19 protein-coding genes, 1 tRNA gene and 5 pseudogenes are annotated in these 22,987 nt (G+C 70.3%); 14 read left to right on the forward strand and 11 right to left on the reverse strand.

Annotated features, from left to right (window positions below):
- Positions 1–291: 291 nt before the first annotated feature.
- Positions 292–365: transfer RNA gene (locus tag ACFWBB_RS39330), tRNA-Met, on the reverse strand.
- A 145-nt stretch (positions 366–510) separates the two neighbouring features.
- On the opposite strand from ACFWBB_RS39330, the pseudogene ACFWBB_RS39335 reads away from it, so the two are divergent.
- Both ACFWBB_RS39335 and ACFWBB_RS39340 read left to right on the forward strand, forming a co-directional pair.
- Positions 511–741: pseudogene (locus tag ACFWBB_RS39335) on the forward strand (hypothetical protein); the annotation flags it as partial.
- Between the two features lie 189 nt (positions 742–930).
- Positions 931–1,512, forward strand: coding sequence for a hypothetical protein (locus tag ACFWBB_RS39340; RefSeq protein ID WP_385283056.1), 582 nt, complete (start codon positions 931–933; stop codon positions 1,510–1,512).
- A 170-nt stretch (positions 1,513–1,682) separates the two neighbouring features.
- Here the strand turns inward: ACFWBB_RS39340 and ACFWBB_RS39345 are convergent, their stop codons facing one another.
- Positions 1,683–2,723, reverse strand: a complete 1,041-nt coding sequence (locus ACFWBB_RS39345) for a fatty acid desaturase family protein (RefSeq protein ID WP_385283059.1) — start codon at positions 2,721–2,723, stop codon at positions 1,683–1,685.
- Between the two features lie 398 nt (positions 2,724–3,121).
- On the opposite strand from ACFWBB_RS39345, the gene tal reads away from it, so the two are divergent.
- The 4 genes from tal (at position 3,122) to ACFWBB_RS39365 (ending at position 9,828) form a co-directional block, all read left to right on the forward strand.
- On the forward strand, positions 3,122–4,261 hold the full coding sequence (gene tal / locus ACFWBB_RS39350; RefSeq protein WP_385283105.1) for a transaldolase: 1,140 nt from the start codon (positions 3,122–3,124) through the stop codon (positions 4,259–4,261).
- An 81-nt stretch (positions 4,262–4,342) separates the two neighbouring features.
- Positions 4,343–6,559 carry a transketolase gene (gene tkt, locus ACFWBB_RS39355; RefSeq protein ID WP_385283062.1) on the forward strand — a complete coding sequence of 739 codons (2,217 nt, stop codon included), beginning with the start codon at positions 4,343–4,345 and terminating at the stop codon, positions 6,557–6,559.
- Positions 6,560–6,962: 403 nt separating this feature from the next.
- Positions 6,963–7,193, forward strand: a complete 231-nt coding sequence (locus tag ACFWBB_RS39360) for a hypothetical protein (RefSeq protein WP_385283065.1) — start codon at positions 6,963–6,965, stop codon at positions 7,191–7,193.
- Between the two features lie 232 nt (positions 7,194–7,425).
- Positions 7,426–9,828 carry an Orn/Lys/Arg decarboxylase N-terminal domain-containing protein gene (locus ACFWBB_RS39365; RefSeq protein ID WP_385283068.1) on the forward strand — a complete coding sequence of 801 codons (2,403 nt, stop codon included), beginning with the start codon at positions 7,426–7,428 and terminating at the stop codon, positions 9,826–9,828.
- Positions 9,829–10,038: 210 nt separating this feature from the next.
- Here the strand turns inward: ACFWBB_RS39365 and ACFWBB_RS39370 are convergent, their stop codons facing one another.
- Positions 10,039–10,212: a CsbD family protein gene (locus ACFWBB_RS39370; protein WP_385283071.1), complete on the reverse strand. Its 174-nt coding sequence runs from the start codon at positions 10,210–10,212 to the stop codon at positions 10,039–10,041.
- 139 nt (positions 10,213–10,351) lie between these two features.
- On the opposite strand from ACFWBB_RS39370, the gene ACFWBB_RS39375 reads away from it, so the two are divergent.
- From ACFWBB_RS39375 to ACFWBB_RS39400, 6 genes and pseudogenes are all read left to right on the forward strand, one after another.
- Positions 10,352–10,522, forward strand: a complete 171-nt coding sequence (locus ACFWBB_RS39375) for a hydrophobic protein (protein WP_345046227.1) — start codon at positions 10,352–10,354, stop codon at positions 10,520–10,522.
- A gap of 127 nt (positions 10,523–10,649) precedes the next feature.
- Positions 10,650–10,938, forward strand: a pseudogene (locus ACFWBB_RS39380) (STAS domain-containing protein).
- A gap of 115 nt (positions 10,939–11,053) precedes the next feature.
- Entirely contained in the window at positions 11,054–11,560 is a 507-nt protein-coding gene (locus ACFWBB_RS39385; RefSeq protein WP_385283074.1) for an ATP-binding protein, read from the forward strand.
- A 472-nt stretch (positions 11,561–12,032) separates the two neighbouring features.
- Positions 12,033–12,275: a DUF6411 family protein gene (locus ACFWBB_RS39390; protein WP_385283077.1), complete on the forward strand. Its 243-nt coding sequence runs from the start codon at positions 12,033–12,035 to the stop codon at positions 12,273–12,275.
- Positions 12,276–12,337: 62 nt separating this feature from the next.
- Positions 12,338–12,655: pseudogene (locus ACFWBB_RS39395) on the forward strand (sigma factor-like helix-turn-helix DNA-binding protein); the annotation flags it as partial.
- Positions 12,656–12,868: 213 nt separating this feature from the next.
- On the forward strand, positions 12,869–13,822 hold the full coding sequence (locus ACFWBB_RS39400; protein ID WP_385283080.1) for a helix-turn-helix domain-containing protein: 954 nt from the start codon (positions 12,869–12,871) through the stop codon (positions 13,820–13,822).
- Positions 13,823–13,969: 147 nt separating this feature from the next.
- Here the strand turns inward: ACFWBB_RS39400 and ACFWBB_RS39405 are convergent, their stop codons facing one another.
- From ACFWBB_RS39405 to ACFWBB_RS39440, 8 genes and pseudogenes are all read right to left on the reverse strand, one after another.
- Positions 13,970–14,401 (reverse strand): YybH family protein, encoded by a 432-nt coding sequence (locus ACFWBB_RS39405; protein ID WP_385283082.1) that lies wholly within the window; start codon positions 14,399–14,401, stop codon positions 13,970–13,972.
- A 59-nt stretch (positions 14,402–14,460) separates the two neighbouring features.
- A pseudogene (locus tag ACFWBB_RS39410) lies at positions 14,461–15,035 on the reverse strand (hypothetical protein).
- A 331-nt stretch (positions 15,036–15,366) separates the two neighbouring features.
- The gene (locus ACFWBB_RS39415) at positions 15,367–16,287 is read right to left on the reverse strand and encodes an SDR family oxidoreductase (protein WP_385283085.1); all 921 of its coding nucleotides are present in this window, start codon (positions 16,285–16,287) and stop codon (positions 15,367–15,369) included.
- Positions 16,288–16,581: 294 nt separating this feature from the next.
- Positions 16,582–17,061, reverse strand: coding sequence for a MarR family winged helix-turn-helix transcriptional regulator (locus ACFWBB_RS39420; protein WP_385283088.1), 480 nt, complete (start codon positions 17,059–17,061; stop codon positions 16,582–16,584).
- Between the two features lie 11 nt (positions 17,062–17,072).
- Positions 17,073–18,134, reverse strand: coding sequence for an alkene reductase (locus ACFWBB_RS39425; RefSeq protein WP_385283091.1), 1,062 nt, complete (start codon positions 18,132–18,134; stop codon positions 17,073–17,075).
- An 82-nt stretch (positions 18,135–18,216) separates the two neighbouring features.
- Complete coding sequence (locus tag ACFWBB_RS39430) at positions 18,217–19,122, reverse strand: NADP-dependent oxidoreductase (protein WP_385283094.1); 906 nt, start codon at positions 19,120–19,122, stop codon at positions 18,217–18,219.
- Positions 19,123–19,693: 571 nt separating this feature from the next.
- The gene (locus ACFWBB_RS39435; RefSeq protein ID WP_385283097.1) at positions 19,694–20,644 is read right to left on the reverse strand and encodes a hypothetical protein; all 951 of its coding nucleotides are present in this window, start codon (positions 20,642–20,644) and stop codon (positions 19,694–19,696) included.
- 254 nt (positions 20,645–20,898) lie between these two features.
- Positions 20,899–21,027 (reverse strand): annotated as a pseudogene (locus ACFWBB_RS39440) (IS256 family transposase); the annotation flags it as partial.
- Between the two features lie 447 nt (positions 21,028–21,474).
- On the opposite strand from ACFWBB_RS39440, the gene ACFWBB_RS39445 reads away from it, so the two are divergent.
- Together ACFWBB_RS39445 and ACFWBB_RS39450 are read left to right on the forward strand one after the other, a co-directional pair.
- Entirely contained in the window at positions 21,475–21,822 is a 348-nt protein-coding gene (locus ACFWBB_RS39445) for a GntR family transcriptional regulator (RefSeq protein WP_385283099.1), read from the forward strand.
- The gene (locus ACFWBB_RS39450) at positions 21,819–22,805 is read left to right on the forward strand and encodes a DUF1648 domain-containing protein (RefSeq protein WP_385283102.1); all 987 of its coding nucleotides are present in this window, start codon (positions 21,819–21,821) and stop codon (positions 22,803–22,805) included. The genes ACFWBB_RS39445 and ACFWBB_RS39450 overlap by 4 nt, the downstream gene beginning before the upstream one ends.
- Positions 22,806–22,987 lie beyond the last annotated feature (182 nt).

Consider the following 22,987-nt stretch of genomic DNA (forward strand, 5'->3'; position numbering starts at 1 on the left):
CCGGCCCACCCCCGCCCCCGTCCCCGCCGGGCGCCCCCCCCGGGCGCCCGGGGGGGGCCCGCACTGCTGTTCAGCGGTAGCCGCAGCCGACGGCACCCCCGGGGTGCCCGACGGGCTGCACGGCTGTGGGCACTCCGAGCGCCTGAGATTCGGCTGCGTGGGTGGCCGGCTGGTTGTGGGGCGTGTTCTGCCGTGCCGGCCGGGAGCCGCCCGGCGGCGGGACTTCCACGATCTGGTGCCTGGCGGGATGAGAGACGGGGCCCGGCTGATGCCGGGCCCCTTCTCTTCTCGTAGCGGGGACAGGATTTGAACCTGCGACCTCTGGGTTATGAGCCCAGCGAGCTACCGAGCTGCTCCACCCCGCGTCGGTGATGCCACTCTACACAGTCACAGGACGGGTGCGGCGCACGCTACAGCTGTCAGGCGCGGACGATGCTCCCGGCCCGGGGGCCCTTCTGGTCGCGGGTGACATCGAAGGTGACCTGCCCCACCCCGGTCAGCGCGAGGCCCGCCCGCACCCTCATCGCGGCGATCGTCGACGCCGACGACGGCCACCTGCAGGACGACGCGACCGTCATGTGCCTGGACTGGCACGGCATCGGCCACTCCCGGCGTGACGCCGCCACCGGAGCCGACCTCACCGGCGCCTCACGACCGTCCAGGACAGGACGCACCACTCCCGGGCGGGGCCGGAACCAGCCGTCCAGGCGGTGCCCGGCACTGCCCGAGAGTGCGACGTGATCCTGGAGGGCAGCGCTGTTTCGGTCTCGGTAGCCGCCGTTGCGCAACCGGACTGCCCTGGCGTCTCCCTCCTGGGCCTTGCATCCGTCCGGGTCAGTCGTGATGGCGGCGGGGCCACGCTCCGGCGAGGGTGGGGTGATGCTCGACGTTTCTGTCGGCACCCGTCCCCCTGTTTCAAGGAGCACTGTCATGTCCGATCGCAATACCCTCATCCGCAGCCTGCACGATGTGGGTCTGGCAGCCTGGTTCGGCGGCTCTCTCATGGGCGCTGTCGGTCTCAACGGGGCAGCAAAGGATCAAAGCGAGACGGCCCAGGCCAGGGCACGGATCGCCTCGTCGGGGTGGGCGAAGTGGACGCCGGTCAACGCCGCGGCCATCGGCGCGCACCTGTTCGGCGGCGGCGGACTGCTCGCGGTGAACGCTCACCGGGTCGCCGTCCAGAAGGGCGTGGGGGCCTCCACCACGGCCAAGACCCTCGTCACCGCTGCGGCCCTGGCCGCCACTGCCTACGCCCGGGTCCTGGGCAAGAAGGTCGAGCTGGCTTCCTCCTCCGACCCGCAGGACGCCGAAAAGGCTGCCCAGCACCCCATCGACCTCGACAACGCCCAGCGGCAGCTGGCCGTCGCGCAGTGGGCGGTGCCTGCCCTGACCGGATGCCTGGTGGTACTCAACGCCCTGCACGGTGAGCAGCAGCGTCCCGAGGAGCAGCTGCCCGGCATGTGGGAGCGGGCCCGCTCCGCCGCCACCCCCTTCATCCCGCAGTACTCCTGAGGAAACTGCTCGCGGCGGGCGCGGACCAGCCGATCAACTCGGAATCGAGCCCCGGCCATCTCCACCATGGGCAAGGGCCGTGGCGAAGGCGGCGGACGAGGACCGGACCCCCGGGTGGCCGGCGGACTGGCAGCAGCACCACGCCGCGCCGGCCGTGTCGCCCGAAGCCCCTAGGCGTGGACGCGGGCGCGCCGCAGAGGTGCCCCGGCCCGGTGGAGGCTGGTGAGCGCCTGACGGTAGGAGGCGATCAGCCCGGTCTCCAGGTAGTCCACGCCCAGTTCCTCGCAATAGCGCCGGACGAGGATACGGGCCTTGCGCAGGTTGGGGCTGGGCATGCTGGGAAACAGGTGATGCTCGATCTGGTGGTTCAGCCCGCCCAGAGCAATGTCGGTGAACCAGCCGCCATTCACATTGCGTGAGGTGAGTACCTGGCGGCGCAGGAAGTCCGGGCGGTCCTCGCCCTTCAGGATCGGCATGCCCTTGTGGTTGGGAGCGAAGAGGGAGCCGAGGTAGAGGCCGAACAGGCACTGGTGAACGGCGATGAAGGCGATCGCCATGCCGGGCGGCAGGAACCAGAACAGGACGGTCAGGTAGGCCGCGCAGTGCGCGAACAGCAGCGCACCGTCGAGCGTCCGGTGCTTGAGCGAGCGGTTGGTCAGCGCCTTCCCGCTCGACACGTGCAGGTTGAAGCCCTCCAGTGTGAGGAGCGGGAAGAACAAGAAGGCCTGCCAGCGGCCGATCAGACGGGGCAGTCCCGTGGCGGCCCGGGCCTGGTCCTGGGACCAGACCAGCAGGTCGGGGTCGAGGTCGGGGTCGAGTTCTTCGTTGTTGGGGTTGGCGTGGTGACGGGTGTGCTTGTCCTGCCACCAGCCGTACCCCATACCGATACCCGCTGCGGCGATCCGTCCGCACACCTCGCTGGCCCGGCGTCGGCGGAACACCTGCCGGTGGGCCACATCGTGGGCGACCAAGGCGACCTGGCCGAAGACAACGGCCAGGAAGGCCGCAACCGCCAGTGTCCACCAGCTGTCGCCGACGACCGCGAAGGCGGTCCACCCGCCGGCACAGAGCCCGGCCACCGTGGTGATCCGAAGCGCGTAATAGCCAGGCCGGCGCCCCAGCAACCCGGCATCCGCGATCTTCCTCGACAACCGGGCGAAGTCACTGCCGGAGGTTTCCGAGCGCGGGGGGCGCACCGTGGTACTCGTCATGAAGATGAGCTCTCTGCGAAGTGGGCAGGTGGCGTGGAGCCGCCCCGGGAGCCGCTGAGACCGGTCGGCAAGGACGCGCCTCGCGCCCTCCCCGACCGGTGAAGCAAGCCCTCTGAGGAGGCGGGTTCCCCGTTAGGCAGATATTCAGACAGCCGCGGAGGGTATGGACCCGCGGGCCGCTCCCCGCACCCCAGCGGACGCCGGCGGCCGAGGGCGCACCCGCAAGGGACGCTTCAAGAACCGCGCCCATGAGTGAGCCGGGCGAAAGCGGGGACCCGCACCGTGTTGGTGTCACCGCTGACCTGTCCGTCCGCCGGACGAGCAGCGTCAGCGGGCTCAGTTTCCCCGCCGAGCGGCGCCGCACCCCCTCTGGAGGTTTGCGCATGTCTGTCTCCGCTGTGTCTGATCCGCTTGCCGCATTGTCCGCCGCGGGAGTGTCGGTCTGGCTCGATGACCTGTCCCGTGAGCTGCTGGCCGGCGGAGAACTCGAAAAGCTGATCGCGCAGCGGCACGTGGCAGGAGTGACGACCAACCCCACGATCTTCGCTTCCGCACTGTCCAAGGGAGACCGCTACACCGAGCAGCTGCGCCGGCTGGGCGGCGAGGGAGCGAGCGTCGATGACGCGGTGTTCGCGCTGACCACCGACGACGTACGCGACGGCTGCGAGGTCTTCGCCCCGGTCCACCGGCGCACCGACGGAATTGACGGGCGGGTCTCCATCGAGGTCGACCCCCGGCTGGCGAAGGACACCGACGCCACCATCGACCAGGCCCGCAAGCTGTGGAAGACCATCGACCGGCCGAACTTGTTCGTCAAGATCCCGGCCACCCGCGAGGGACTGGCCGCCATCACTGCAGTCGTGGCCCTTGGCATCAGCGTCAACGTCACACTGATCTTCTCTCTGGACCGCTATCGCGCGGTGATGGACGCATACCAGAGCGGTCTGGAGCAGGCCCGGGCCGCCGGGCACGAACTGTCGGGCATCCACTCGGTCGCCTCGTTCTTCGTCTCCCGGGTCGACACCGAAGTCGACCGCCGTCTGGACGCGATCGGTAGCGCCGACGCCGCGGCGTTGAAGGGGAAGGCCGCGGTCGCCAACGCCCGGCTGGCACACCAGGCGTTCGAGCAGGTGACCGCCGAGCCTCGCTGGCAGGCGCTGGCCGCGTCGGGGGCCCGTGTCCAGCGGCCACTGTGGGCGTCCACCGGAGTCAAGGACCCTTCCTACCCCGACACGATGTACGTCAGCGAACTGGTCATCGCGGGCACCGTGAACACCATGCCCGGCACCACACTGGCCGCGTTCGCCGACCACGGCAGTCTCTCCGGCCATCCGCCGACAGCCGCTGACTACACCGCCGCCACCACACATCTCGAAGCGCTGGAACACGCCGGCGTCGACTTCGCGGACGTCACCGACACCCTGGAACGCGAAGGACTGACCAAGTTCGAAGACAGCTGGACCGAGCTCGCCGCCACCGTGGACCGCGAGATGCACTCCGGGGCCGGCACGGCGCAGGACAGCAGATCGGCGCAATGACTTCTGCCCCCCTCAGCAGGTCGACGTCCGGATCGGAGCGGTCGGCCGTGTTCCACCATCGCTTGACGAAGGAGTAACGGCGTGACGAGTGAGCAGTCGGGCAACACGGCGCGACGCGACAGGTCCCTGGCAGATCCGGTGGCCCAGCAGGCGGGGTGGGACACGGTCGACGTGCGGGCGGTGGACACCGCGCGGCTGCTGGCAGCAGACGCCGTGCAGAAGGTCGGCAACGGCCACCCGGGGACGGCGATGAGCCTGGCCCCGCTGGCATACCTGCTGTTCCAGAACATCATGCGGCACGACCCGAACGACGACCAGTGGCTGGGACGGGACCGGTTCGTGCTGTCCTGCGGCCACTCCAGCCTGACCCTCTACGTCCAGCTCTACCTGGCCGGCTTCGGCCTGGACCTTGCGGATCTGGAGGCGTACCGGACCTGGGACTCGGCCACGCCCGGGCATCCCGAGCACCGGCACACCCGCGGGGTGGAGATCACCACCGGGCCGCTGGGGCAGGGCATGGCCGGCGCGGTGGGTATGGCGATGGCAGCCCGCCGCGAGCGCGGCCTGCTCGACCCGGACGCCGAAGCGGGCAGCAGCCCCTTCGACCACCACGTCTACGTGATCGCCTCCGACGGCGACATGATGGAGGGCGTGACCGGCGAGGCCGCGTCCATGGCGGGACACCAGGAGCTCGGCGACCTCATCGTCTTCTACGACTCCAACCACATCTCCATCGAGGACGACACGGACATCTCCTTCAGCGAGGACGTATCGGCCCGGTTCGCTGCCTACGGCTGGCACGTGCAGACGGTCGACTGGACCCGCACCGGGGAATACGTCGAGGACGTCGACGCGGTCCTGGAGGCCACCCGCGCGGCCCGGGAGGAGACCGGCCGGCCCTCCCTGATCGTGCTGCGCACCCTGATCGGCTGGCCGGCCCCCAACAAGCAGAACACCGGAAAGGCCCACGGATCCGCGCTGGGCGAGGACGAGATCACTGCCACCAAGAGGCTGCTGGGCTTCGACCCCGAACGGCACTTCACCGTCGAGGACGATGTTCTGGCCCGGACCCGCCAAGCCGTCGACCGCGGCCGACGGGCGCACGAGGAGTGGGACGAGAAGTTCGCGGCATGGCGCACGGCGAATCCACAACGCGCCGCGCTGCTGGACCGTCTGCAGGAGCAGCGGCTGCCCGAGAACTGGAGTGACGCCCTGCCGGTCTTTCCCGCCGACGACAAGGGCATGGCCACCCGCGCCGCGTCGGGCGAAATCCTGACCGCTCTGGCCCCGGTGCTGCCGGAGCTGTGGGGCGGGTCCGCCGATCTGGCCGGCAGCAACAACACCACCATGGGCGGGGAGCCGTCCTTCGTTCCGGCCGGCCGCCAGACCAAGGACTACAAGGGCGGCCCGTACGGGCGCACGCTGCACTTCGGCATCCGCGAGCACGCCATGGGCGCGATCCTCAACGGTATCGCCCTGCAGAGCCTGACCCGCCCCTACGGAGGCACGTTCCTGACATTCTCGGACTACATGCGGCCCGCAGTGCGCCTGGCCGCGTTGATGCAACTGCCGGCTACCTACGTGTGGACCCACGACTCCATCGGCCTGGGCGAGGACGGCCCCACCCACCAGCCCGTGGAACACCTGGCCGCTCTGCGCGCCATCCCCGGCCTGGACGTGGTGCGCCCCGCCGACGCCAACGAGACCACCGCCTGCTGGCGCGCCGTCCTCGAACACCACGACCGCCCCGCCGGACTCATCCTCAGCCGCCAGAACCTGCCCGTCCTGGACCGCGACAGCGGCCAGTACGCCCCTGCGCAAGAAGCGGCCCGCGGTGCATACGTCCTGGCCGACGCGCCGGACGGCGCGACACCGGACGTCATCCTGGTCGCCACCGGCTCCGAGGTACACCTCGCCCTGGAGGCCCGCACCCTGCTGGCAGCAGACGGTCTCGCGGTGCGGGTGGTGTCGATGCCGTGCCGGGAGTGGTTCGCCGCTCAGACCCAGGACTACCAGGACCAGATCCTCCCGCCGGCCGTACGCGCCCGTGTCAGCGTCGAGGCCGCCGTCGGACAGGGCTGGCGCGACGTGGTCGGCGACGCCGGACGCATCGTGAGCCTGGAGCACTACGGCGCCTCAGCGGACTACGAGCGCCTGTACCGCGAGTTCGGCATCACACCCCAGGCCATCGCCGCGGCCGCCCACGACAGCATCCGCGACACCCAGCAGACACCGCGTCCCGGCGGCCACCAGCAGAGCGCCGCCCCTACCGCCGGCGGCACCGCTGACCGCCCCTGACCGACCGTTGCCGTCGCGCCGGCCTGGCAACCAAGGCCGGCGCAGAGGATCGTCACGAAAACGGTCGCGCCGTACGACGTCTTCGCGAGCACGCCCAGCAGTGCGACGACGACCAGGTGATCGGCAGCGCCGCGGTGAGCGCCCCCGCCCCGGCGGCCACCAGGGCGACCACGATGGCCTCGGCGTAGGCGACCCAGTTCAACGCGTCCGGTGACAGCGCGCCGAGCCCCTCGACGGTGGCCAGATGTGACCTGCCACCCTCACCGTGGCGCCGCGAGATCTTCGGACGGAGCCTTCCGACGGCCAGTCCGAAGCATGGCCGCCGCGGAGCCGGCCGTCCGCAGCCGTCCGGTGAGGACACCGTGCGCTGCACCCACAACTCCGTCAGGGAAAGCAGGTTGCGATGCCGACGAACGAGCCGTGGCGGCTGCCGGTCGACGGTGAGGAGTTCGAGGTCAGCCAGCCCGCCGGCAAGCCGGGCACCTACCACTTCACCTGGCTCACCGGGCCCGACCCCCAGTACGGGTTCGGGTTCAGCATCCACCCTGCGGTGCCGTCCAGCAGGACCCCTCTCGAAGAGGCCGTCCGCGAGTTCCTCTCCCAGGCCGACCCCCACACCGGACACATCGAGTAATCACCCCTCCCCGATGCACCACGTGCCGAGCGACGCGGGGGCCACACACGGTGCCGGGCAGACAACACCTCCGCCCTACCCCAGCAGCCGGCCTCGGCCGGGACCCCTTCTGTCAGCCGCGGCCGCCGCCGTTCCGCCCTGTGGGTGGTTTGCGGCTGTGCGGCCACGGGCGCGCCCGATCCGCTCGGAGAATTCGACGGGGCGGCGCGCTGCCGCCGGGACGAGGGGACTCATGACTGACGACAAACTTCTGGTCGCGGTACGGGAGCATCCACGGGACGAGGGTGTGGGCGCCGGACAGTTGGTACGCATCCGTGAGGCGATCGAGGCGCGCGGGTTCGACGTCCGATGGGCGGTCGGCGCCGCCGACGCGGAGGCGGTGCTGCGGACGGAAGCGGGACTGACCGCCGCACTGCTCGCCTGGGAGCTGCCGGACCAAGGGGGCGCCGAGAGCGAACCCGGTGGCGCCAGGGTGCTGCGCTCCATCGGCCGGCGCTTCCGGGACCTGCCGGTCTTCCTGGTCATGTCCGACGACGGCGTACAGAACCTGCCGCTGTGGGTGTCGGAGTCGGTCGTAGGGTACGTGTGGCCGCTGGAGGACACGCCCGGGTTCATCGCAGGCCGCATCGCCACCGCCGCCCGCACCTACCGGGAAGCTGTCCTGCCGCCCTTCTTCCGAGCGCTGCGCCGCTTCGACGACGCGCACGAGTACTCCTGGCACACCCCGGCCCACTCCGGCGGTGTCGCCCTGCTGAAGTCACCCGCGGGGCGGGCCTTCCACGACTACTTCGGCGAGCGGCTGCTGCGCAGTGACCTGTCGATCTCCGTCGCCGAACTCGGCTCCCTGTTCGAGCACACCGGCCCGATCGGCGAGGCGGAGCGCAACGCCGCCCGGGTCTTCGGCGCCGACCTCACCTACTTCGTCCTGCACGGGGACTCCACCTGCAACCGTGTGGTCGGACACTTCGGCGTCACCCGTGACGAGATCGCGCTGGTGGACCGCAACTGCCACAAGTCGGTGCTGCACGGGCTGGTCGTGTCCGGCGCCCGCCCGGTCTATCTCGTCCCCACCCGCAACGGCTACGGGCTGGCAGGGCCGCTGCCCCCGGCGGAACTCACGCCGGCCTCGGTGGCCGCCCGGATTACGGCGAACCCGCTGACCGAGCATGCGCTGTCGCCCGACGCCCAGTACGCCGTCTTCACCAATTCCACCTACGACGGCCTGTGTTACGACGCCTCGGCGGCGGCCCGGGCACTCGCCGCGAGCGCTCCCCGGGTGCACTTCGACGAGGCGTGGTTCGCCTACGCCCGGTTCCATCCGCTTTACGCGGGCCGGTACGGCATGTCGGTGGACGAGGACACCTTCCCCGGCCCGGACCGCCCGACGGTCTTCGCGACGCAGTCCACCCACAAGCTGCTGGCCGCACTCTCGCAGAGTGCCATGATCCACGTCAGGCCTGCTCCCCGGGCGCCCGTCGAACACGACCGGTTCAACGAGGCGTTGATGATGCACGGCACCACCTCCCCGCTCTACCCGATGATCGCCTCCCTGGACGTGGCGACCGCGATGATGGACGGACCACAGGGCCGCTGGCTGATCGACGAGGCGGTGACCGAGGCGGTCCGCTTCCGTCAGGAGATGGTGCGCATCCGGCGCCGTATCGAGGAGGCGGGCGACCGACCGCCGTGGTTCTTCGGGGTGTGGCAGCCCGAGACGGTCACCGACCCGGACACCGGCACCCGACTGCCGTTCGAAGAGGCACCCGCCGACCTGCTGCGCACCGAGCCGTCGTGCTGGCACCTGGCGCCCGGCGCCGACTGGCACGGGTTCCCTGAACTCACCGACGGCTACTGCATGCTCGACCCGATCAAGGTCACCCTGACCTGCCCCGGCATCGACGCCACCGGACGGACGGCCGCGTGGGGCATCCCGGCACGGGTGCTCACGGCGTACCTGGCCACGCGGAACATCGTCGTGGAAAAGACCGACAGCTACACCACGCTCGTGCTGTTCTCCATGGGCATCACCAAGGGCAAGTGGGGGACGCTCCTCGACGCGCTGATGGACTTCAAGGCCCTCTACGACGAGGACGCCCGCCTCGACCGCGTGCTGCCCGCGCTGGCCGCCGAGCACTCCCGGCGCTACACCGGTCTCACGGTGCGCGAGCTGTGCCAGGACATGCACGACCACCTGCGCTCGTCCCGCCTCGTCGACCTGCTGGACACCGCGTTCCGGGAGTTGCCCGAGCCCGTCGCCCCACCGCAACTGTGCTACCAGCGGCTGGTCCGCGGCGGCACGCACCGTGTACGGCTGGCCGACGCGCCCGGACAGGTGGCCGCCGCCATGGTCACCGTCACCCCGCCGGGCATTCCCGTCCTCATGCCCGGCGAGAGCGTCGGCGGCCCCGACGGCCCGCTGCTGCGATACCTCGGCGCCCTGGAGTCCTTCGACCGCCGTTTCCCCGGATTCCGCAGCGAGACCCACGGCGTCACCATCGACCCGGACACCGGCGACTACCTCATCGAGTGCCTGCGTCCGACGGCCGAAAACGCGACACGGCCGCACAGGCGGGGAAGCCGCACCGCGACGCCCGCCCAGCGCAGTCACCCGAAGGAGAGCCAAGGGCGTCCATGAAGTGCTGCCGTCGGGCCCGTACACGCGGGACGTGCGCCGACAGGCGGCGCAGGAGCCGACGTGGCCGCCCAGGTAGGCGAGAGCGGACGGGGGCGGGCCCTGAGATGAGCAGCGGGGGAGCGGGATGCATGGGCGGTGTCCCCCGGCGCACAGAGAAGGGCCTTCCCGGCTCGTTTCCGGGAAGGCCCTGTGCCCTGAGGAGAGCGGACGTCAGTGCTTGAAAGCGTCCTTGGCCTTCTCCTTGGCCTCACGAGCGTCGCCCTTGCTCTTTTCCGCCTGTCCCTCGGCGGCCATGCGGTCGTTGCCGACGGCGCTCCCCAGGACTTCCTTGCCCTTACCCTTGGCCTGCTCGGTCTTCGCCTTGGCCTTCTCGTCGGCAGTCATGGCACATGCCTCCTCGTAGCTTTTGGTGCCGCTGTCGCGGTAACCCACTCGTGTCCCGGCTTTGGCTTCATAAACAAGGCTCCAGCCGTGAATGGTGGTGGAATGGCCGGGCAGACGGAGGGGCAGGAGGTCGATAACTATGGTTCCCCTGCTTCTTGTTCTGCTTCTCGCGGTCATCCTTTTCGGCGCCGGTTTCGCCGTCAAGATCCTGTGGTGGGTGGCGCTGGCTGTGCTGGTGCTGTGGCTGCTCGGCTTCGTCATGCGTTCCACCAGCGCCGGCGGTGGCCGCGGTCGTTGGTATCGGTGGTGATCTGACTTCGCACACACCTCTTCGTAGGGGCCGGCCGTCATTACGGCCGGCCCCTGCCGATGTGCACGGTGAACGAGTGGCGCGGGCCGCACATTAGCCAGGTCGAGACGCCGCGACCGGTCCCGTCCTGGAGTTCATTGGCGAACTCGACTACACCACCGCCCCGAACTGCGGGATCTGCTGACCACGCTCACCCTCCAGCCGGGCCAGCGCCTCGTCCTGGACCTGACCGGTCTGCGATTTGCGACTCCAGCGGCATGAGCGCCCTGATCGCCGCCCGTCATGTCGCCGACGATGTGCAGGCCGACATCGTGCTCGCCGCCGTCCCCGCGCACACCCTGCGCGTCCTGCGCATCGTCGGTCCCGACCAGATTTTCGCCCTCCGCCCCGACAGCGACGCTGCTACCCAGCCCTGACCGGCAGGCGCGCAGATGGCGGCATTGCAAGCGTCCACGGTGTGCGCGCCGGGCACCCGGGTAGCCGAAAGGACGGAAGCGCCTGCGAACGGTGAACGCGACGAAAGAGCGCCATATGGTCATCCCGCTGAGGAAGCAGACGGCAGACAAGTACGGTCCGGAGGGAGGCACCCCGCTGTGCTACGGCGCGACCTGGGGGGAGGGCGCGGCCCGTGCCGCGGACGCCCGACAAGCCCTGCGTGCCTTCCTTGGCCACGCCCCGCGAACTGGCCGCACCGCAGTGCCGCCCGCCCTGGCTGCCGACGCCGAACTCGCCGCGAGTGAACTGGTCACCAATGCCATCCGGCATGCTCCCGGCCCCTGCGGGATGACCCTGCAGCTGTCCAGCGACGAGTTGACGATCACCGTGTGGGACAGTTCCACCGCGAAGCCGGCGGCGAAGAAGGCTGATCCCCGCCGCATCGGCGGTCATGGACTGCGCCTGGTCCACACAGTCAGCGACAGAGTCGTCGTCGCACTTCGCACTACGGGAAAACGGATCACCGCCCATCTGCCCCTGACGCCGAAACAGAGCACCACCACTGACCGCAGGACCACTATTCCGGCCTTCCTCCCGGCCTGAACACCGCCGTGTGACGGCAGAGGCAGTCCGGGTGCGTGAGCGGCCGAAACATGTCCGGACCGGGCCAGGCGCGCGTCATTTGACAGGTCCTGGACCTGATGGCCCATGCCGGATTCCGCACTCAAGGCGCAGGCCAGCTGCGGCAAAGACGGGCGAACCCGGCGTACGAGCCGGCGCGACCGAAGAATGCGGCTGCCTGGAACCCTGCGGCGATGGCGCAAACGGAAGCGGTGGTGTCGCGGCAGCGGCCACGGGCTCCTGCAGCACGCCGACGTCGGCCCCGGCTGGCGACGGGCCCGGGCCCGGTTGGGCATCAGCAGGGCCGTCGACGTCGCGCCTGGGCTCGCGTGACCCAACTCTGTCTGCCTGGCGTGTCCTGCGCCGAAGCGGGCAGTCGGTCGATAGCGAACAGGGCCATGTCCGTGTTGTGGCACGCAGTTGGATCCGTCTAGACCTGCCTGGGAGTTTTTACATGATGATCGTCGGCGTGATCGCCTTTTGTGTAGTCCTCGCGATACTCGCTTTCGTCGTCCCGCGACTGAGTCGGCACCCTCAGAATGGCGCCCAGCGCACCCTGGGCCTGGGGTCCCGGGCAGGTTCCAAGGCCCCTGGTCTGCTGGGGCGCCTGCTGAGCAAGCCCTTCCAGTCCAGCTCGCGGGCCGTGGGCCGCAGCGGCTCCGCCGGCCGCCGGGCGCGTCGACGCTTGCCGTTCTGACCGGCCGGCGGCGCGGTGTACTGACCGCAGCAGGTTCGATGGACTCCTGGGCTGAGGATGTTGCGGGAGTCACCCTCGACGAGTCGGTGACGATGGCCTTCCTGGTCGTCCTCGATGCGATGACCCCGGCCGGGCGCGTCGCGTTCGTCCTGCACGACGTCTTGCGCTACCCCTTCGGCGAGGTCGCCGAGATCGTCGGCCGCACTCCGGCGGCGTGCCGCCAACTGGCCTCGTCCGCCCGCCGTCGCATCCGCACCGCGCAGAGCCCGGCCGGCCCGAGTACCGGGCGGGCCGGCATCGTCAGGCAGTTCAGAACGGCGTGGGAGGCCAAGGACATCGACGCCCTGATCGGCCTGCTCGACCCCGCCGCCGTCGCGACCACCGCTTTGTGATGCCCCGCCCGGGCCCCAGCGAGATCCAGTGCCTCTTGCTCCAACCGCGCTCCGGGAAGTTCCTCCGCGCACTCGGCGGCGAACGTCTGCAGGGTCGATCCGTTCATGAGCGTTCCTTTCAGGGGCGTCGGCCAAGGACGCGGACGGCACGCCCCGTCCTTTCCAGCGACGCGGGCAAAACGGGCGGTAAACTGCGGACACGTGATGGTCGACAAGCGACACTCCAGGCGTACTCCACGCGTCGGACGCAGCGGGCAGGCCGAGCAGGCCACGGTTCCGCTGTACGGTTTCCAGCCCCCGGTCGGTACTCCGTACGGCCTTGAGGTGAGCACCGTCGAGGACTTCTTCGCCGAGCACGACGACTGGCCGTGGAATCCGCCCCGTCCGGGCCGCGCCACTTTCCACTACCTGATCCTCGTCACCGAGGGCGAGCTGCTCCACGATGTCGACCACGTCACGCGGACCGTCGCCCGCGGCCAGTGGCTGTGGGTGCGTCCCGGGCACGCGCAGTGCTGGCATCCGCCGGGCGCCGCCCGCGGCTTGTTCATCCTGTTCGAGCCGGACGTGCTGACGTCCGACGCCGCCCGCATGCTGGCCCCGCTCACCGCGCACGAGGCCCCTGCCGTTCTCAGCCCGCACCCCGATGACGCGCCCTGGCTGCGGCAGACGGCGCTCCAGCTCCTGGACGAGCACCGTGCACTGGGGCGCCGCCGGCTCGATGTCCACCACGCCCTGCGGCGCAGCCTGCTCGAATCGCTGCTGCTGCGCCTTGCCAACTCCCCGGATGTCACCCCCACCGGCGCGTTGGCGGGCGGCACGGGCCGCAGGGACACGTACGCACGGTTCGTGGACGCCCTGGAGCTGCACTTCCGGGAACTGCACCGGGCCGCGGACTACGCCGGGCTGCTCGGCTGTTCGGTTCGCACCCTCAGCCGCGCGGCCCGGGACGCCACCGGCAAGGGGGTGCGTGAGGTCATCGACGAGCGGCGCCTGCTCGAAGCCCGGCGCCTGCTGGGAGGCGCCGGTTGGGACGCCCGGGCTGTGGCCGTCCATCTCGGGTTCACCGATCCCGCGAACTTCGGCCGCTTCTTCCGTGGCCACACCGGCCTCACCCCGGCCGCCTTCGCGGCCCGCGCGGCCAGGACCGACATGTGATGCGAGCGCGGCACAAGCCCCGCACCCCCACGGCCGCCACGGCCTTGAGGCCGCAGCGGTCCTCGTCGACCTCCCGCACGGTGCCGGTGCCGGCGCAGCGGGGACAGTAACTTCGCTGTTGGGTGCGTCACCTTGGATCCTCCCCGGTCAGGACGCGATCGCGCCTGTCGCGGTCTGGGCGAACGCCCAGTTGGAGTGCACGATGCGCCACTCGCCGTCGATCAGCCGGTACGCCTCGGTGGCGTTCCAGGCGCGCAGCTGCCGCTCGTTGCCGTTGTCGTCGAGCACGTAGGTGTTCAGGTTGTAGGCCAGGACGGCGAAGTCACCGCCGTCGCTGACGTGCACGACGGGATTGAGGTACTCGTTGCGCACGATGTGCGGGTTGGAGTAGATCGCCTCGATGTGGGCGACGGTCGCGTCACGGCCGACGACCAGGTCCTTTTCGATCGGGTCGAAGTAGCTGATCTCCTCGGCGTAGTTGTCGAGGTAGCCGCGGTTGTCGCCGACGCTCCACCGCTCGTTGAAGGACTTCTCCAGTTCCAGGATGGTCTTGCTGGTTTCTTCCTTGTCGACGCCCATGAAGTCTCCTTTTCGTGCATGCCGCCGTCGGCTCCGGTCGGCGCGGATGGGTGTGTATCTCAGTCGTCGAGCAGCACCACGTGCTTGCCCGGCGTCGTGCCGGCCCCGACGTCGGCCTGGGCGTCGCGAACCTGTTCCAGGCCGTGGTAGACCTTCGCGACCGGGGCCTTGAGCCGCCCCGCGGCGATGAAATCGGGGATCGTCCACTGGCCCGCCAGGGCTCCGGTGAAGCAGACGGTGCCGTGGCGGCGGACGGTGCGGAAGGTGTCGGCGAGGACCGAGCAGCCCACCAGTTCCAGTACGGCGTCGACGCCGTCCGGCATCAGCTCGCGCACCTGGTCGACGGTGCCATCGTCGACCAGAGGATGGTCGACACCCACGCCCCGCAGTTCCCCGGCCCGGTCCGGGCTACGGGTGCGCGGGTAGGTGACCTCCGGGTCCGACTCGCCCTTCGGGTGGTGACCTCGGACTCGTTGACGCCGAACGCCTTCACCTTGATGCGCACCCGTCCGGGCTGCGGCTCGGGCATCGGCACCGTGGTGACCTGAAGGGCATCCAGGCCGCCGGGCCGAGTGACGACGACCGCTCGCATCGTCGCAGAGGCGGCGCCTGCGGATGCTGCACGCTTGTCCATGCCGGTTCCTTACTTATCGGGTACGGCCCGCAGGGTCGCCACGCTGCGGGCCGGGGCGAGGTGGTCGCCGCAGCACCTCTCGATCCTCTGTCGACATCCGGCGAATCGCCCAGTCAGGTGCGGACATCTGATTGTCAATGGGGGACACCCGGTGAAGCCCCGCGATCGCAGGGCTTCACCGGGCCCCTCATCCCGGCCGGGGAAGCCCTGAGGCGCCCGCCCCGTCACCCGTTCGGTTCGGCCGGAACCGTTGTGGAGTGGTTCGACCAGGAGGGATGGGCCCGAGGCGTCCTGGTCGGGCCGCCGGGCGGCGAGAATGGGACTCGGCCTGTCACCGGTGCTGTGCGGTGCGCAGCTCGTCGGTGAACCGGGCGAGGGACTCCTCGGCCGTGGGCACGGGGCCGAAAAGCTGCTCCTGGCGGCGGGGGTCGGCGACGTAGCGGCCGGTCTCGAACCAGCGGAACATCGCGGCCATGTCCTTGACCAGGGGCATGAAGCGGCCGGCGACAACTCCCGCGGCGCGGGCGACGGCGGACGGGACGACCCACACCTTGATCTTCTTTCCGGCCCGGCTGCCCATCACGTCGGCCACCTCTCGCATGCTGACCGGACGGTCCCAACCGATGTCGATCCGCTCACCGGCCTCGGCCTCGGCGTCGACCGCGGCTGCCAGGTACGCCGCGAGATCGGAGGTGTGGACGAAGGTCAGCGGGACGGTGGCCTTGCCGATCCACACCATGCGGCGCTTGTCGACCGGGTCGCCCGCCATGCTCGCGACCTGGTCGAGGAACGCCCCCGGGCGCAGGGCGACGAACGGGACGCCGAGCTGTTCGAGCTTGTCCTCGGCGAGCTTCTTGTGCCAGAAGTGCGGGACATCGGGCGTCTGGTCGCTGGTGAGGATGCTGGTCAGGACGAACCGCCGGATGCCGGTGCGGTGGGCGGCCTCGGCGAGGTTGGCGTTGCCGATGGTGTCGATGTCGTTGGCGTTCTTGCCGCCGCGGGTGTAGCCGGCGGCAGTGGTGATGACGGCGTCGGCGCCGTTCATGGCGGCCACGAGCGAGTCGACGTCGAGCATGTCGCCGCGGGCGATCTCCACGCCCCGGCTTTCGAGCCGGCTGGCGTCGCTGGCCGGCCTCACCAGGGCGCGGACGTTCTTGCCGCGCCCCAGGAGTTCGTCGACGACCTTGCTCCCCAGGGAGCCGGTCGCCCCGACGACGAGGACCGGGAGGGTGGTTGAGCCGGTGGCAGGCATGAGGGTCTCACTTCCGTCAGGTCATCAGCGAGGGGCTTGGTGGGGGCGGCAGAGGTGGCTGCAGACGTAGGCGCCTGCGTGCCGGGCGGGCCAATGGAGGCGGGCCGTGGGGGGCGGATCCGCAGTGCGCCTCGCCACCGGAACGTGCCGCGTCCGAAGGCAGCCGCGACGGGATGGGTGATATGGCCGACCTGGCGGTGGTCGCGCCGCATGCGGGACGGTGTGCACCCCGGTCCGCGTGCCCCTTTCCACGTGTGGTGTGGCGTACGCGGGCACGGGGTGCACACCGGGGAGTCACCCGGACTCTTCTTCCGGCAGCGCGCGGCTGCTGATCGCCTCGGTGATGGCGTACGCGGTCTCCACGAAGGACTCCGCCTGCTGCTCCGACAGATTCCGGGCGGAGGTCTCTTCCAGGGCCTGCCACAGGGCCGCGATGGGCTCGCGCATCGCCCGGCCCTTGTCGGTGAGGTGGACCACCATGACGCGCCGGTCATGTGCGGCCGGCTCGCGGATGACCAGGCCGGCGTCCTGCATGCGGCGTAGCGCCTTGGAGATGGTGGAGTGGTCCACGCCGAGGTATTCGAGAAGCTCGGACTGGGACTGGCCGTCCCGGTCGAGAAGGTGCATCAGCAGCAGTTCCTGTCCGGGATGCAGGTCCATCTCGCGCAGCAGGGTGGCGGCGTAGGCGCGGTGGGCGCGGGCGAGTTGGAAGATCGCGTAGCTCATCGGTCCTGCGCCGGCCGTCGTGGGGATGCGGGGTTCGGGGGTGGGCATGGGTCGGTTCCTCAGCCGGTGTGGGTGGGGTAGTCGGTGTAGCCGGCCACTCCGCCGCCGTAGAAGGTCGCCGGGTCGGGGGTGTTCAGCGGTGCGCCGGCGCGGAGCCGCTCGACCAGGTCCGGGTTGGCGAGCGCGAGGGCGCCGACGGAGACGAGGTCGGCCGTGCCGTTGTCGATGTCCTTGGCGCGGGCGGGCAGGTCGGTGCCGCCCCGGTTGAGGATCAGCGTGGTCGGCCACAGCGCGCGCAGAGTGCCCAGCAGTTCCTCGTCGCCGGCGTGCATCACGTGGAGGTAGGCCAGGTCCAGGGGGCGCAGGGCGTCCAGGAGCGCCGGATACAGCTCGGCGGTGTCGGACTCGGCGATGTCGTTGTAGGGGTTTGCGGGGGAGATACGGATACCGGTGCGCTCGGCGCCGATCTCGTCGGCCACTGCTGCGGCGACCTCGACGGCGAAGCGGATGCGGCCCTCTATCGAGCCGCCGTAGCCATCGGTGCGCTGATTGGTGTTGTCGGACAGGAACTGGTGCACCAGGTAGCCGTTGGCGCCGTGGATCTCCACGCCGTCGGCGCCGGCCGCGACGGCGGCCGCTGCGGCGCGGCGGAAGTCGTCGACGGTCGCCGCGACCTCCTGTGTCGACAGAGCACGGGGGGTCGGCATCTCCTGGGGCCCGGACGCGGTGAACATCACGCCCGCCGGCCGGATCGCCGAAGGGGCCACCGGCAGGCGCCCGTGGGGGGTGTTGTCGGGGTGGGCGATGCGTCCGGCGTGCATCAGCTGGATGACGATCCGGCCGTCGGCCGCGTGCACGGCGTCGGTGACCTTGCGCCACCCGGCGATCTGCTCGTCATTGTGGATGCCGGGGGTCAGGAGGTAGCCCTGGCCGTCGGCGGAGGGCTGGGTTCCCTCGGTGATGACGAGCGCGTGCGAGGCCCGCTGGGCGTAGTACTCGGCGTTCAGCTCGGTCGGTACGCCTTCAGGTGTGGAGCGGTCACGGGTCATGGGGGCCATGACCAGGCGGTGCGGCAGAGATATGCCGCCAAGAGTGGTCGGCGTCCACAGGGAATCCAGCATGAGGGGGTCCTTCGATATGGCGGTGACCGGCCGGTCACCGAAAAGCGGCGGGTGGTCGTGGGGAGGCGGTGGGAGGGCGTGCTCAGCCGACGGTCAGGGCGAGCTTGCCCCGCACGTGCCCGGCGTCGCTGACCTGCTGGGCCGTGGCCGCCTGGTCGAGCGGGTAGGCGGTGACGGTGGTGACGAGCTTGCCGGCCGCGGCGTCCTGGGCCAGGGCGGCCAAGCGGGCGGTCGAGCGTTCCTGGGACCCCTGGGAGAAGGTGATGCCCAGCTGCCGTGCCCCGAAGTCGGCGATGGTGACGATGCGCTCGGTGCCGCCCCGCAGGGTGATGGAGTCCTCCAGGGCTCCCTTCCCGGCCAGGTCGAACACCGCGTCCACGCCGTCGGGGGCCAGCGCCCGCACCCGCTCGACCAGGCCCTCGCCGTACACGGTCGCGGTGGCGCCGAGCGAGGTGAGGTAGTCCTGGTTGGAGGGGCCCGCGGTGGCAATCACGCGCGCTCCGCGGGCCGTGGCGAGCTGGACCGCCAGGGTTCCGACCGCTCCGGACGCGCCGTGCATCAGCACGGTCTCCCCGGCGGCCACCCCCAGCAGGTTCAGGACCCGCTCGGCCGTCTCACCGGCCACCGGCAGCGCGACCGCGTGCTGCCAGTCGAGGTCGGCGGGCTTGGGGGCCACGGCGGTGGCCAGCGCGTACTGGGCGTACGAGCCGGTGTCCGACCAGCCCAGCACCTCATCGCCGACCTGCACGTCGCTCACGCCCTCACCCAGGGCGTCCACCACGCCGGCGAGCTCGCCACCGGGGACGGCGGGGAAGGTCGTCGGGCGGACGGCCTCCAGCATCCCGGCGCGGATCTTGCCGTCCAGCGCGTTCAGTCCGGCGGCCTTCACACGGACCCGGACCTGGCCGGGGCCGGGCTGCGGGACCTCGATGTCCGCCTCGTGCAGCACGTCCGGACCGCCGAACCGGTCGAAAACGATTGCTTTCATGATGACTCCATTCCCTTTGGCCACCAAAAGTGTGGCTGGCCACATAATCAAGGTAACAGCAATCATGTGGCTAGCCAAGTAATGCCGGACGCAGGAGCGAAGGCAGCCACCTCGGCTCGCTTCGGGGTGCGCCGATCACTTGTGTGGCCGACCACATAAACGAACGCGGCGACTTCCAGGGTGTGAGCAAGGGGCAGCACCCCTCGGTACCACGGCCTACCGCATCCTCGCCGAGGGTGAACCGGAGAGCTGGGCAGTCACCGGAGCTTCAAGATCAACTCATTGTCCCGTTGACTCGCCCGGCGATACCCCGGCTGCGCCGGGCAGCTGGCATGCCAGGACGATGTGGCGCGGGGCGGGGTGCCGGTACGGATGAACTGGACCAACCCTGCTCACGCGATGCTCCTGCTGGGGAAGTGCCGACATCCGTTCGGTGCCGATAACACGTAGTACGTCGAGTGCCGATGCCTCCCGCGTAGAGCAATTGTCCATTCTTGTGGATCAGGGTGTGGCCGGCCATCTCGAGTGGCGGGCTGCTCCGTCTGTGTGCGCCGTCTGTGTCACCCAGGGTCTACTCGTGCATGAGTGTCGGGCCGGCGCCGGTGCGTGGGCGTGAGCGGACCAGTGTTCTCACCATGCCGACCCCCGCCACGACAGCGGCGAGGTGCAACACGGGGGCGACAGCGAGGTTCTCCGGTAGATCGACATCGGCGGGGTCGGCCACGGCGACGAACAAGGTCAGAGGCAGTTTCCAGCCGCTCCAGGCGAAGAGCGAGCCCGACCCCAGCCAGCCGAGCGCCAGCAGGAGCCGATGGGGCACCCAGGCCGGACTCTTCCAGGCGAGCGTCCAGCTGGCGGCGGCGCCGGCGAGAGCCCAGAGCGCGCCGACGCTCGTCAGCAGGTACCAGTTGATGTCCCGTTCGGCAGGTCTCGCGATTCCGAGGGTGCCGCCGGCCGCCCAGTACGCCCAGACAAGACCGACGATGCCCGCGACGGCTGCCGCCCACGTCGGAACGGTGGGGGTACCGTCCCCGACCTGACGGTCGAACGCCTCCGGCCAGCGCCGGCGCAGGTAGGCCGGGACCGCAAAGGCCAGCCCCAACCCCATCCCGATGAAGCTGAATTGGATCAGCGCGCCTTCCCAGCCGGGCAGGGAAGGGTCATCGCCCCCGCTGTCGGCCGCTGTGCCGCGCCCGGCGTCGAGCACCGTACTGAGCACGGCGTATGGCAGGATCGACACCAGGAATCCCGCCCCCGTCCAGGCGCAGAAGGCCACCAGGAACCCTGGTATCCGCATGCCCCAAGGCCGGACCAGAGCGAGTGCCAAGGCGATCCCGATTCCCGCCATGCCGATGGTCACCGTGTTGAGGAGTACCCAACCGGCCAGGTTGAAGCCCTCCCCGATCGGTGCCAGGCCCAGCAGAGAGCCGGCAACCCACACCACCTTGACCAACAAATAGGGTGATAGCGCCAGGGCCGCCCCGTACCCCGCGATCCTCCCGACCCGGTCCCAGCGTTCCACCTGGATGCCCCTTCCTCGGCGAGGACTCCAGCCTCGCGCATCGCCCATCCGACGTGCGTCAGCTCCAGGGGGCCTCTTCCTCCGTCGGACGGCGGAGCCCGTGGTCATCCTTCAGGTGGACCTTGCCTGCTCTGATCCGCATGCGCAGGTGCGGTAGTGCAGCAGGCAATGGTCAAGGGCTGTGGCTTGGGTGACGGGTGATCAGGCTGCGGCGCCCCCGGGACACTCGACGATATGACCCTTCTCGGACCGCGCCCGGCGCGCACGAGGACCACGAGGTGGGGTGCGGTGACCGCGCGCCGGCGTTCTTGAGCGGACTCCACGCGCTTGAACACCATCGCCAGTGCCGCGGCCGGGCTGCTCGCGCCACGGGTGACCTTGGTGGCGCAGCTTCACATCCGCCGCGCGCCGTCGCGAACGATCTAGTCGATCAGAGAGCTGTTCCCGGTGGAGCCGTCGTCGTTGACTGTGGGGAGCGCGGCGTACCTTCCCGACCGACGCGCCAACGCCGGCCTGTTCAGTGACTCATGACCATCACTCGGGAAGGCGCGCCTTCCCGATGCCCACCCGAGGCCGAGCCGCAAGTCCTGAGCATTGCTCTCCCGCGTACCGGCTGCGGCGGAGCAGACGATCATCGACTGGTCGGTGTCCGGAAGCAACAGCGCGTCGCAGTCCAGGACGAGACGTCCCACCTCGGTTGGCGCCGGTGCACTTTCCGGATCGGCGCCGTCCCGCCTTGCCCTGCCTGGCACTTCGACGTCCGGCGCGGGCCGCGAGCGTCCGGAATCCGACAGCCACATGAACTAGTTGGTGCTATCGTAATTAGCACTATGCTCCTGAGACTGGACACCGCGAGCAACCGCCCCCTGCACGAGCAGGTGGCCGGAGCGATCCGACGCGCCATCGCCGAAGGGGAGTGCGTGCCGGGCGACCGGCTCCCTCCGGCCCGGGACCTGTCCCGGGCGCTGGACGTGAACGTCAACACGGTCCTGCGCGGGCTGCGGGCGCTGCGCGACGAAGGCGTGCTCGAGTTCCGGCGGGGGCGGGGCGTGACGGTGGCCGACGGGGCCGGCCGGCGCTCCGTGCTGCTGGACCGTGTGCGCGACCTGGTGGCCGACGCGGCGCGCCTGGGTTACAGCAAGACCGACGTCATCGACATGATCAGGGAGGTTCCGTGACCGACCGTGGACGCAGGAGCACAGCTGCGTGGGGGGCCGTCGGCTGGTGCGTGGGTGTGCTGGTGTTACTGGTGGCGCTGCCGCCGACCGCGAGCAGCCGACTGCCCGGGCGGCTTGCGACGCATTGGAACGCCGGCTCGGGCAGGCCCGACGGCTCCATGCCGCTGTGGGCCGCAGCGCTCTTCCCCGCGCTCCTCTGGGCGGTGCTGACCGCCGTCGTCGCGCTGGCGCTGCGCCGGGCGGGGACCGGCGCCGACGGCGCGATACCGGGATGGGCCGTCGCAGGCCTCGGGTTCGGCGGTGTGACATTGCTCGGCGGGCAAGCCTCGATCGTGCGGGCCAACCTCGACCATGCGAACTGGCGCGACGCCGACTCGGTGACGAGCTGGGTCGTGGGCACCCTCGTCGTTGCGGCCACGGCCGGCGCGATCGGCTTCCTGGCCGCGCAGCGGGCGCCGGCGCAGACCCCGCCGGCGACGGACGGTCCGGTGCTGGACCTCCCCGCCGGGCAGCGGCTCGTATGGCTCGCACGCACGTCGAACCCCTGGCTGCAGGCGGTCTCCGCCGTGACCGGGCTGCTCGCGATCGCCGTCGCAGTGGCGGTGCTGGCGGGTCTGGCGGACCCTCCGGCCGCGCTGGCCGCCACGCCGTTCGCGCTCGCCTGTGTGCTGGTTCTGGGCTGCTCCTCGCTACAGGCGCGCGTCACCGAACGCGGCTTGGACGTGACCTTCGGCCCCTTCGGCTGGCCCGGCCGTCACTGGGCCCTCGAGGACATCGAGTCGGCCCGCACCGAGAACCGCACGCCCGCTCAGGTCGGCGGCTGGGGATACCGGCTGAGCGGACTGGGGACCACGGTGATGCTGCGCAGCGGCGAGTGCCTGGTCGTTCGCACCGGCAAGGGCAAGGATTTCGCCGTGAGCGTGGACGACGCCGAACACGCGGCCGCCCTTTTGAACTCCTTGGGTGCACGGCCCGCAAGGTAATGACAAGCCGCGTTCTCTTGAGAACGCGCGACCAGACGCCCTCGCCACACAACCGAGCAGGCCAACGTCCGAAGCTTGGATTCCAACTGTGCGACATCCCGTGAGTTCTTCTGAGCCGCGCTGAGTCCCTGGCCGCGTGGCCAGGGGGTTCTTCCTCCTTCGGGTGCTCTGTGGCCTTCTGA

Origin of the sequence: Streptomyces sp. NPDC060000, assembly GCF_042737375.1 — a bacterium.
In the GTDB taxonomy this organism is placed as follows: Bacteria; Actinomycetota; Actinomycetes; order Streptomycetales; family Streptomycetaceae; genus Streptomyces.